At 57.1% G+C, this 11,960-nt stretch carries 9 protein-coding genes and 1 pseudogene; all 10 read left to right on the top strand.

Annotated elements, in window-relative coordinates; genetic code table 11:
* Positions 1-347, top strand: a 347-nt coding sequence (locus ACYSMN_RS23020; protein ID WP_488926274.1) for a T9SS type A sorting domain-containing protein, incomplete at its 5' end; no start/stop codon positions are given.
* Between the two features lie 167 nt (positions 348-514).
* Positions 515-2,335, top strand: a complete 1,821-nt coding sequence (locus ACYSMN_RS23015; RefSeq protein WP_488926273.1) for an RICIN domain-containing protein — start codon at positions 515-517, stop codon at positions 2,333-2,335.
* A gap of 429 nt (positions 2,336-2,764) precedes the next feature.
* Positions 2,765-4,144: a M12 family metallopeptidase gene (locus tag ACYSMN_RS23010; RefSeq protein WP_488926272.1), complete on the top strand. Its 1,380-nt coding sequence runs from the start codon at positions 2,765-2,767 to the stop codon at positions 4,142-4,144.
* 137 nt (positions 4,145-4,281) lie between these two features.
* Complete coding sequence (locus tag ACYSMN_RS23005) at positions 4,282-6,099, top strand: type VI secretion system Vgr family protein (RefSeq protein WP_488926271.1); 1,818 nt, start codon at positions 4,282-4,284, stop codon at positions 6,097-6,099.
* 256 nt (positions 6,100-6,355) lie between these two features.
* Positions 6,356-8,398, top strand: coding sequence for a DUF4280 domain-containing protein (locus ACYSMN_RS23000; protein WP_488926270.1), 2,043 nt, complete (start codon positions 6,356-6,358; stop codon positions 8,396-8,398).
* 59 nt (positions 8,399-8,457) lie between these two features.
* Positions 8,458-9,987, top strand: a complete 1,530-nt coding sequence (locus ACYSMN_RS22995) for a Tle-like phospholipase domain-containing protein (protein WP_488926269.1) — start codon at positions 8,458-8,460, stop codon at positions 9,985-9,987.
* A 94-nt stretch (positions 9,988-10,081) separates the two neighbouring features.
* Complete coding sequence (locus ACYSMN_RS22990) at positions 10,082-10,954, top strand: ankyrin repeat domain-containing protein (protein ID WP_488926268.1); 873 nt, start codon at positions 10,082-10,084, stop codon at positions 10,952-10,954.
* A gap of 36 nt (positions 10,955-10,990) precedes the next feature.
* Positions 10,991-11,086, top strand: a pseudogene (locus tag ACYSMN_RS22985) (IS3 family transposase); the annotation flags it as partial.
* A gap of 128 nt (positions 11,087-11,214) precedes the next feature.
* The gene (locus tag ACYSMN_RS22980) at positions 11,215-11,670 is read left to right on the top strand and encodes an integrase core domain-containing protein (RefSeq protein ID WP_488926267.1); all 456 of its coding nucleotides are present in this window, start codon (positions 11,215-11,217) and stop codon (positions 11,668-11,670) included.
* 33 nt (positions 11,671-11,703) lie between these two features.
* Positions 11,704-11,958 carry a hypothetical protein gene (locus ACYSMN_RS22975; RefSeq protein WP_488926266.1) on the top strand — a complete coding sequence of 85 codons (255 nt, stop codon included), beginning with the start codon at positions 11,704-11,706 and terminating at the stop codon, positions 11,956-11,958.
* Positions 11,959-11,960: the final 2 nt, after the last annotated feature.

The following is an 11,960-nucleotide window of genomic DNA, read 5'->3' as shown; positions in this document are numbered from 1 at the left end:
GGACCCTGACCCCCGTCACGGCTACTAGTGCCCGCTCGGCCAGCACCGCCAGCAGTGCCTCGGTACCCCCGCTCTTAGCAGTGCCCGGCCAGCCGGCTCCCCTGTCGGCATACCCCAACCCGAGTCCGGCCGGGCAGGCGCAGACCGTCACGTGGCGGGCGCAGGCGGCGCAGACCGTGATGCTGTACGTCTACACGGATCAAGGCCGCTTGGTGAGCTTGTTCACCCGCGCCGTGCCGGCCGGCGAGAGCCACTTCGCGCTGCCCACGCAGCTGCCGGCCGGCACCTACTACCTCCAGGCCTCCCTTGACGGTAAGCCCCAGTCCTTTCGCTTCCAAGTCGAGTAAACGCCGGCCCTACTGCCCAATGGCTGGGCCCACGCACCCGCATGGGCCCGGCCATTGGGGCAGGCGTTTCCTATTCACCTCTTTCCTTCCACAACCTGAGCTAGGTTTTAATGATGCACCTTTCTCTTCACGCTTTGCCGCGTGCCTGTCACACGGGCTCCCGCCCCATGATCCTCGTTGCGCTTGCTGCTGCGCTGCTGACCGCTAGTTGTGCGGATAAGCTCACTCAAGAGCCCGCCCCGGTGCCTCAGGCCGACAACTTGTCTCAAAATGCCCTCGAAGGTCTGGTCTGGCTGCCGGGCTCACTTACCGCCGGCACCTATGTAGCTCCCGAGCAATTGCGCAACCTGCCTGGTGGCTTGGTAGGTTCACCCATTTGGAAGAGCAACAACCCCGAGGCCGTAACGGGCGAGGGTTGGCTAATGACCAGCGGCCCTAATGCCACCCAGCGTGGAGGCACGTCCACGCCGCTCGCTGGGCCCGCTACCCTTTATGTGTCGCACCTTAATTTTATGGGGCAGCTCAACAACCAGGGTGTGCGCACCACCAACCGCGATTTATGGATCCACCTTATTGCCAGCAACCCGAGCCCTGGGACCATTACTATCACGGGCAAAGGGAAACTGGAAAGTAATAACCTCTGGCGCTTTCGGCAGACGGACCCCAATGTGCACAGTGCCTGGTATCTCTCTTCACTGGACTGGACCAACAACACGCTCAATAACGTCAATGTAAGCATATCCTCAGCCAAAGCGGTAGAAATCGCTAAAATCCGGCTGGCAGCTCAGCCCAGCGGGCAGGACGTGTTTACTACGGAGGGCCGCTACGAGGTGAATGTAGCTGGCGGGGGCGCTTACTTCCACGCCGTAGCCACCTTCGACGGCAACACCAGCCGGGCTATTACTTTCGCTACAGCCGCCAATGCACAGCAAGCGCCCGGCAACCAAGGTAGTCCCCTCATTACGGTGGACGAGTCGGGTGAGGCCTACGGCCGCGAAGCCGGTATAGCAACCAACTCAGCGTATTATTCGGGTGATGTAAATGTGACACTGCCTAGCGGAGGCAACCATTATCTAGCCTTATGTTACAACACTAATGCCCGCAAGCCAGTTGCTCCGGGTGCAGCAGTATATTACCAGGAACAGAGCTCGCCCTACACTATGCGGTTACAATCGTCGACTCGTACCTGGGCCGGTTACGGCCATAAGTACAACGCTAAGCTGAACCTACGTAATAACAGTGCTAATGCCCAAACGGTGCGTTTGTCGCTGGGTGCTAACCCTATTAACGCCTCGGGTACGGCCATTGTCTTCGACGCACCTGTGCAGGTACAGACGGCTAGCGGCAGCGTCGTGCGCAATGTGATTCTCTATAACCGGCAAAACCCGACCTATGCTAACTCGCCGCAACGCCAGGAACTGTCGGCGTGGACTATCCCCGGCGGGGGGAGTCTGACGGCTAACGTGATCTGCTACGTGCCAGGCTTAGGCTTCGGCGCCGGCCTGCAACTTGTACTCGAATCGACAGGCGGCGACGCGCCACTAGCCAACGGTACCTACACGCTCACGCCCGACTGTGGACCAGGTGTTCGCCTAGATGTGCCGGGCGGCAACGCAACAGCGGGCACAGCAGTGTCCACGTGGCTCGATAACGGCAACAACGCCGAGAAATGGTACGTCACCCGGCAACTAGACGGGGCGTACCGGCTGAGCCCCGTACTGGACGCGAATCTAGCACTGGATGTGGCCGGCGGGGGCACGTCAGTGCGCACGGATGTGCATCTCTGGGCTTGGGACGGTAACCCGGCGCAACGCTGGGATATCATTCCGGCTGGCAACGGGTCGTACAAAATTCAACCCCGCAACGCGCCTTGGCTGTGCCTGGATGTGGAAGGAGGCAGTGCGGATCCCGCCAGCAATATCTGGCTCTGGGACGACATCAACTCCACAGGCCAGCATTGGCGCTTCACTCCCACGGTACTGCAATAGAGAAGGACAGAAATTATGTTGACCACTGGCGGTTTTACCGTGCTACTACTGGTAATACCACCGTGTCGGTTGGCGACTTCAATCACTTTTCGATGCTGTTTACCTATCAGGATGGTCCTAATTACTGTCACGTCAGCTTCAACAAGCTTGATGACCAGCTAAGTCTCGCCTTCCCAATAACGCTTCTGTTTAAGCCCTTTTTAACTCAAACGGACCGGTCGTCTCGCTCAACGGCCTCTTTTGGCTGAATAAGACGGCCGGAATATCACGGGTCGGCGAAAGGGCGACCGGACCAGGTAACGCCAGATCTTTCTAGCCAAGTACTGCTGAAAGACAACTAGCGAGTACTGAATTAACTGGCATGGTCACTCCATTTAATGCCACACGAGCCACATGACTTCTTTTCTCTCTGCGACTTCTGCCTCTACCATGAAAACTACTTATTCCACGCTGCCAGATAGCCTACGTATAGTGCTTTGGTTGTCGCTATTGGTTAGCGGCTGCAGCAAACATGATCTGGAACCCGTTCAACCAACTGAAACTTCCCCTGTTGGCACGACCATGCAAAGCGGAGAAGTTCGGACGGGCTACCTCTTCAACCAGCCTATCAGCTACCTGCATACGCCTGACGGCCGCGATATCTTTCAAGGCGATATCCTTCTTGATCCTGAACAACTAACGGCCAGCCCTGATTCGGCCACCGGGGCAAGGGGGACTGGCACCGGGCGCAACAACGGGGCGGCTCGCTGGCCAGAAAACACGGTGTACTTCGTCATCGACCCGGCTTTACCCAATCAGCAACGGGTGTGGGCGGCTATTGCCGAATGGCAGAACAATACTCCTTTGCGCTTCGTCCAGGGTACAGGCATAGGTAGTTACGTCACCTTCCAGCCTGGTGCGGGGTGCAGCGCCACAGTGGGCCGAACCAGCGGTCCGTCCTACGTAACATTGGCCGCAGGGTGCACAGCAGGCAGCACGGTGCACGAAATTGGGCACGCTATTGGGCTATGGCACGAACAATCGCGCACGGACCGCGATACATACATTACCATCCGCAGTGAAAACATCACGGCGGGACAAGAATATAATTTCCAAACGTATGGCGAGCGTGGTTTCGATGGGTTCGACTGGGGACCCTACGACTTCCTGTCTATTATGCATTATGCTCCCACTTCGTTTTCGAAAAACGGGCAGCCCACCATCACGCGAAAAGATGGCAGTTCTTACCCGTGGCAAACCACCGCACTGTCTAATGGAGACATTGCGGTAGCGCACGCAATGTATCCCGAAGGCATTACCGGGGAGCGGGCCTTGGTAACCGATTTCTATAAGTTCCGCCACACTGATTTGGCTTCATTCGACGAGGCTTCCCTGCGCAACCACTGGATTACTTACGGATCGAACGAGGGCCGGTCGCCTTCGCCTGCTTTTGATCCGGCCTACTATCGCGCCCGCCACCTTGATCTAGCCAGTTTTACACCAGCATCCTTACTTAATCATTGGTTAACGTATGGCTTATCGGAGGGTCGCCGTGCGTCCCCAGCCCTCGATCCCGGCTATTATTTAGCATACAACACCGACTTAGCCACGCTTTTCGCTCCTGACGGGTTGCACCAATATCAACGTGCGCTCTACCACTACCTGCGCTACGGTTTGGCTGAAGGTCGTCGTGGATCCGCCGATTTCGACCCCAGAGTGTATTTTCAAAAGAACCCTGACCTAGCTAACTATTACGGTGCCACCAATTATCGCGCCGCCCTCTACCACTGGCTCACCTATGGCCGTTTTGAAGGCCGTGCTGGCATATAATGCCCCGAGGATAGACGACTTTTTCGACGCCTAAATACTGAGCGAAGGCATAGGAACGCACCATACTGCAAACCATGCGGCTCTAAACCACAGAGATAGATTATTGCATCTCTCTCCTTCACCGTTATTCTTTGCTTATGCCACGTCAGGTAACGACAACCATTCAAGGCGGGGGCAGCTTGCTGGCCCCGTCTCAGGACATTCAGCGACTCTCCCTTACCCAAACCATGTTTGGGCATCATGAATTCGAGGTTCTAGTGCCCTTCGATCGAATAGAAGGAGCTTTGGGTTCTTTCTTTGCCACTGCGCACACGCGTCTGTTAGGCCAGTCGCTCACGGTACAAGTAGAAGCAGATGCTTTTCATTTCAATCAGGGCCAACAGCTACAGTTTCAAGGAATAACTACCTACCTCGACACGGGCAAAGACAATGACTACTCCGCCAGCGTGCAGGTGAGGGGCTACAGCCCCTGCCAGTTGCTAGCCAGTGGCGTGCAACGGCGCACATTTATTGGCCAGACTCTAGCCAGCATCTTCACCAAAGTGCTAGAGCCGTTTCCCGCCAATATGCTGGCCCGTGTCATCGCTCCTGTCCGCCGCGAGCCCCTACGTTACGTAGTACAATACCAAGAAACCGACTATGCCTTTCTTCGCCGGCTGGCTGCTGAGTACGGCGAGTGGTTCTACTACGACGGTACTACCTTACGCCTAGGCCTGCCTCACGGCGAAGCAGAAGTGGATTTCTGGGATGACGGCTACTATAATAGCTTCCGGTTTAGCATGAGCTTGCAACCCGCTAAAGATAAATTATACGAATATAATTATAATCAAAACAAACACTTTCAAAGTACTACGATCAGCCAGCAAGTGCCTGGTCTGAAGGGGCAACCGTTTCTGCAATTTGCTTTGCAGGAATCGGAAAAGCTGTACCCGGAGTCGCACCGGGTTTCCCAGCGGGTTATTCAGGGCACCAACCAGCTAGATGAGGAGGCGGTGCGCACGAAATCAAGCACGGCGGCTCATCTGGTTACGCTACAAGGCCGAAGTGACAATCCCTCCTTGCGCATTGGCGGCATCATCAATGTGTCAGGTAAAGGCATGGGCAGCCGCCAGCTCCTGCCCGACAGCTTTGGCAAGTATCGCCTCACCACCATCAGGCATACGGTGGACCAGAAGGGGAATTACAGCAACGAGTTCACGGCTATTCCCGTGCAGGCACTGCTTCCGCCGCGGCCAGGTGGCAGTGAGGTACCAGCGGGCAACGTGGAGCTGGCGGAGGTCATTGACGACAAAGACCCGGCTAAGCTAGGCCGCTTACGGGTGCGGTATTATTGGCCTGTACAAAACCGCCGCGATGCTGAGACGGACTGGATTCGGGTGCTCACCCCCTACAGCGGCGACGGCAAGGGACAAATGTTCAATCCAGAAATCGGCTCGCAGGTGATGGTGGCGTATGAAGATAACCGCGCTGAGCAACCGTTTGTGTTAGGTAATATGTTTCATGCTGGCAACCCGCAAAGCGCCTCTTACTCGCGCACCAACAACCACGTGAAAGGCATGCAAACGAAGGCGGGCAACAAAATCACGATGAATGACGCGGTGGGCGCACTAAGCATGCTGCTTTCCAACTCCAACAATAAAAGCACCGCCATGCAACTGGGCTACGACGGTAATGGCAATGTTACTATCAAAACGTTGGGACCAGTGCACGTATCGGGCAGCACCATCACGCTGGACGCTGGAATGATGGGAGAAATTCACATGCATGCCCGCCGTATCACGATGCAAGCCGAGCAGGAGATAGTGGCCCACGCGGTAGCCAAAGACATTACCCTCGTTGCGAAAGAAAAGCTGGCGTATCAGGGTAAGCTTATCACAGGTAAAGCGGAGGAAAACATGCACCTGGACGGGGGCCAAAAACTCACTTCTTCTTCCGACGATTCTCGCTACCTGTAGCGTCGTTGCAACCAGACAAGCGGATAATGTAAAAGCCAGCGGCGTAAGCCGCCCAACCTTACGGGAGAACGAGGAAACAAAGCTTGTGTCAATGCACCATCGGAGGGAATAAGATAGTGCCTACACGTAACAACCCATATCTACTGATATGCCGACCAAAGAGGAGCAGCAAAAGTTGCTGGAAAGCTTTTTAGCTGAGAAAGCAAAAAAGAGAGCCCAAGAAGCGGAAGCGGTAAAGCCACTCGCTGGACAGCCCGTGCCCAGCAAGACCCTCAACCAAGCTCCTACGCCCGAACCTGCCCCGGCCCCAACACCGGCAGCACCAGCTCTGGTGCCTGTGCCAACGCCGGTGTCTGCGCCAGCTCCAACGCCTGCTATTCCAGCTGCGGTGCCCGGTCTGCCCGCCGCACAACCACCAGCTCCACAAGGTGCAGCCCCGCCGGCTTCGCCAGCGAATTCCGCCCCACCCCAGAAACCCTCTGAAACCGAGAAGCCAGCCGAGACAGACAACCAGCCCGCTCCCCCACCAGGCAAGCAGCAGTACGAGTATGTAGTAGATGGAGCCACTCTCAAGTGTGATAAAGGTTCAGCTCCCGGCATGCTGCGTGTGGTAGCCAAGCGGCCCGAGGTAGGGGGGCGCCCCGGAGCTAACACCACCGACAATGCCCCGCTGGTCAATATTCCTTCCTTTGGTGGCTGCAAGCTGCAAAAAAATAAGCCGTGCGTGCCGGCACCGCAAGGCTGGGAAGGCTACTTCCGCAACACGAAGGTGGGCGAAGCGCCCGCTCTGCTGCGCGAAGTATGCACCAATAAATGCAGTGTGGGCGGCACCATCAAGATTACCCGCTCCGGCCAAACGGGCCCAACGGCTCCCCTGGATTTGATTCAGGCGCCCACCGTGACGACTGCCACCTGGACTTGCAACAATGGTAACTCCACACCAGAAGGGCCTCTGGCGCCTGCCAAACTCGTGGCCATGCCCAACATGAAGGCAGCTGGCCCACCCGTGGTCAACTCCAACAACCCAGAAAGCATTTACGAGCACGGCATCCTGTTTGCACACGATGGGCAGCCCGTAACAGGCGGTCGTTATGCCGAGGACCCCAAGACCAAGAAACCCCTCTTGCCCAAGCGGTCTACGGTACCTAACATGAAGGTGGGCGACATGCCCCTAAAAGAAGCCTTCTTAGTGGCCAGCCACCAAAACAAAACGGGTGGGCCCGCCACTATTTGGATTATCGCACGCAACCCCAGCACAACGGAGGCGGTGACGGTGGACCTAGGCGGCTCCGGTCTAAGCAGCGGTAGTAGTAACCCGGTTGATAGAAATCGCGTGTACCCAGGTGTACCGCCTGTCAACGGCAAAAAGGTCACGCACGTACAGCCCACGCCTGACCGCGACAATGCCGCGACCATGAAGCAGCGAGAGTTTACGAACTATACGGGCAGGTCGGTGTACTGGAATGTGGCGTTAGACATGCTGACCGGCGCGACCCCTGACCAATTTGACGGTCTTATCCCCCCCGGCGGCACGGCGGTGCTCTACAAAGAGACGGGCTTGGCTGACGGTGGAGGCATGGAGGCGAGCTTTAACCTGAAAACGAGCGGCGGCCAAGGGCTTTATACTTATGTGGTGTCGACGGCTAGCAGCAACCCCGCCGAGGCATTGGCTATGATCAAGGCCCGGCGCATGGCCGATGGCAACGAACTGCCACAGTCGTCGGCAAAGGAAGGTGGTGCGAAAAATGCGTTCGGCACGACGGCCGGCGTGTACGCCGCCTCCAAGCTCGTCGGCGACGTGCCCGTGCCCCTGCCCGAATGCGATGCCCACCTAGCCTTCTCGCTCAACGATTCGACCTACAGCCGCAAGGCCGACAACTCGCGCGTGCAAAGCCTGCCGGGGTTGCGCGACGCCAAGGGCGAGTCTCTAGTTTTCGCCGACTCGGCCCAACGTACCCATGCCAACTATGGACTGGAATACGACCTAGCCTTGGTGCTGCGCAACGACCAAGCCACACCGCGTAAGGTGCGCGTCTGGTTCAGTCACAACGCGGTGTACGCGCCGCCCGGTGAGCTGCCGAAACCGGAAAATCGCCGGCAGCTCGTCTTTAACGGGCCAATGTCTTTCAATGGCCAGCCACCCGTCACGGTACTCATTACGTGGTACAAGACCTCGCAAGAACTGACCACCGCCCCCATCGTGGTCAACCCTGGTCAAGAAATACGCGTGCCGTTGCGGTTCTTTTTTCCGGGCATGAGTTCGGGCGGCTTACAACTAAAGTTGGAAAGTAAAAAGTAAGATTAGACGGTGTACCGTCACTTACACCTAATATCGCAACCTGCACTTCACTTATTCAGATGGACGGCGTAAACCTCAACAGCATAGTAAGCGGCCTGCACGCCGTTACTGGCAACCAACCGCGCGCCCTCGAGCAACTTGTTACATCCTACGCTCAGCAGGCGGCGCAGCAGCTGATTCCAAGCGACCTATCCCGGGTTGCTGCCTTGTTGCCCGTAGAGTTTCAAAGCGGCACTTTAAGCTTCTCCTCTCAAAAGTTGGAAGGTGCTTTTATGGACGTACTCGGTACCTTAAGTCCCGAGGCATTGCGCACCTTGCAAGACGTCTCTACTGTGTTGCCTGGCTTAATGAGCTCACCAGCCGAAGCGATTAGCGACGCGTTGTTTGATCGGGTGGGAAATCATCTGCTACAAGAAGCAATGCCCGCGCAGTTGCAACAGTTTGTGGCAACCGGGCAAGAGGTGCTAGTAGCTTCAGCCGCCGCCCAACTGCCTTTGGCTGGTGCGCTGACGCCGCCACCAGCAATTGCCCAGATTCCACCCAAAGAAGAGTCAGCCGCCACTAAGGAAAGTAATAAGAACAAGGCCGCTACCCCTAAACCGCCCGTCAAGACCGGGTGGCTTGATGCCAAAAAGGAGCGCTACGAGCAGCGCATGGAGCTGATCGACAAGGCGGAAAGCAAACGCGCCAAAATTAGCAACCCCGAGTTCAGCCGCGCCCTCGACCGGCTGAAGTTTAACAACATAGCCGTGGAACGCTGGCGCTTGGCTGAGGACGCTTCCAACTACCAAAGAGTGAATAACCCAACCTCTAAAGACTTTGCTCAAGCCAAGAAAATGAATTTTAGGGTTATACATGACGAGCCGGCCCGCGGCAGCCGGCCCCGCCAGGTGTTGTTCCAGAAGGGCCGTACCCCTGAGGGCTGGACGGTGGGCCCGGTATGGGATGATCAAAGTACCGGCCTGAATGCTGTGCTCTACTATAGCAGCTTCGAGAGGGCAAAGCAGCCTGTGCTGGCCTTCGGCGCAACCGAGCTAAATCGTATCGGCGGTCCAGCAATTCCAGTGGACGTTTTGACGGACTACAACCAAGCGTTCACCACCCAACGACCTTTTGGATTTCGGGTGCCTATCGCCCGTCAATATGCCGCAGCCATTGAATTGAGCCGACAAATAGCTAACCGCTATCCCAAAGCCACTCTCACCGGCTACTCTTTAGGTGGCGGCTTGGCATCGGCTGGGTCTGTAGTAGCTAACCTGAAGGCTTATACCTTTAACGCCGCAGGGCTGCATCCCGATACGGTAGCGCCTTACGGCATCACCAAAGCCGACCTTGCTAGAAAAGCTGGCCGAATTGACACGATTCACTCCAGTGGCGACCAACTCCAGCCTTTTCAGGATTTAAAACACGCGCCTGATAATCCATTTCGCCACGTGTACGGCGGCGACGATTTGCCGTCGATTATTGGAAAACGGCATATAGCGGGCACGGGGCCACACAATCCAGCGGGCATCGAGGAAGGCTTGGAACAGCAAAAAGCGGCCGACACTGCCACCATTCACTCGTTCCTGGCTGGCAAAAAGCGCTGACGTAGGCTGACTGGTTCCCGCAGACTTAGGCCTGATCTGGTCAGTAGTACTGTTTGTGCTACCAATTGAATATTCAACCCCTACGGGTAGCCTAATGAAACAATTATCTCCCGAGCTATATTTTCGTGGCAATGAGTTAACGGCTGCCCATGCGATTGCTACCGGCAACTCTCTGGAGTTGGCAAAGGTCCTGAACGTTGCGCAAGTCAACGTGAATGCAGCAGGGCAGGATGGCATGACACTATTGCTCTTTGCTCTGTTCAGCCAGCAACACGCGTGCCTGCATCTGCTGCTCGTGCGGAAAGCGGATCCAAATCAGACAACAGCCATAGGCGAGGACGAGTACATGCAACCCGTCGCTTTGGCTGCTGCCCACGATGACCTAACGGCCTTGCGCCTGCTGCTGGCCCACGGCGGCGACCCCAATAGCCGACACCGGGGTGAGCCAGCCTTATTCAGCGCCATCTACGCGGGCAACTGGACTGCTCTACATCTGTTAGTTGAGCACCAACGCATTAACTTAAACCTGGCCAAGCCAGACGGGGGCACGGCTATATTGCTGCTGGCTTACCTAAATCAGTTTGAGCAGGTAGCTTACTTGTTGGGTAAAGGCGCTAACTTCGACAAAGCTGATGAGTCAGGCGGCACGGTAGCCTTTACAGTCCAGAACACGAATCTCGACCCAGAGAGCGAAGCACATCAGTGGCAGCAGCGTGTAAAGCAGTTACTGGAGCTGCGCGGGGTGAAGTTTCCAGTGCCTAATCCCAGCGTGGAGTGGGAAAAGAAGCAAGAAGCCGAAGAGAAATTGCGGCGGCGATGGCTTCGCACCAGCGAAGGTCTCAGCTGGGATGACCGAATAAACCACGCCGTTGCCGACGAAGAAGAAAATAGCGACGGCGTGGAACTGATGCAATTGCGGCAGGCAGCGGAAGCAGCGTATGAAGAATGGGTCTTAAAAGTGTCATAACCATGGCGGCAGACCTGCCCAGCTCAACAAGCGTTTACCCGCCATGCCGGCCGTTACGGCACCCGCCGCCTACGGGCCGAATTGCGGGCGGAGGGCTACGCGGTGGGCCGCTATGCGCTACGCGGCTGGTTACGTGCCAGTGGGCAACGGGCGCTCAGTACCGGCCCGCAACGCCCGCGTACCACGCACCCCGACCCGGCGGCTGTCGTGGCCGCGAACCTGTTGCTCGGTCAGCCGGCTCCCACGCGCCCCAACCAAGTGTGGGTCGGCGCCATCACCTATTTGCCCCTGGTGGGCGGGCACCTAGCCGCGCAAATGCCGACCGAACTCGTGCTCCACGCGCTGGAACAAGCCCTGGCGCTGCGCCAGCCCGCGCCGGGGCTGATTGTCCACGCCGACTTAAGTGCCGCCGGGGCGGCACCACCGGCAGCCAGTACACCAGCCAGGCCTGCCGCCAACGCATCAGCCAAGCCGGGGCACTGGCCAGCTACGCCCGGCCGGGCAATCCCTATGACAATGCGCAAGCCGAGGCCGGCTGGAGCACCCTGAAAACGGAGTTGCTACCCTACGGGGGCACATTTGCTAGTTTAGAAGAAGCTCGCCTGGTGGTGGCCCACTACCTCGACACCTACTTCAATCTGGACCGTCGCCACTCCGCGCTGGTTTACCGCTCACCCCACCAATTCGAAGCAGACCTGCTGAATCACCTATCTTAGCTTAGTGTCCGTTCTCGCTAGACCACCCCAGTAATGAAAATGCTCGACCTGCGCCTGGCCTTGCGTCAGCAGGCGGTACCAAGCGTGGGGGTGTGGATGCAGCTGTATCATCACCTGGACCAATCACTGACCCGGCTTGATACGTTGACTGAGCTAGCCCGATGGGAGGAGTCGGCCACTACGACAGGGGCACTGGGTTATGAGCAGTCCTTGAACGAAGAGGCGGACTTTATTATGCAAAATATTGAAATTCAGATTGATGCTGTCCTAGCCGATCTGAGCAAGTAATT

Source organism: Hymenobacter sp. M1-2 (assembly GCF_057808495.1).
The sequence above is the reverse complement of the archived record's forward strand: the minus strand, read 5'-3'. Positions and strand labels throughout refer to the sequence as shown.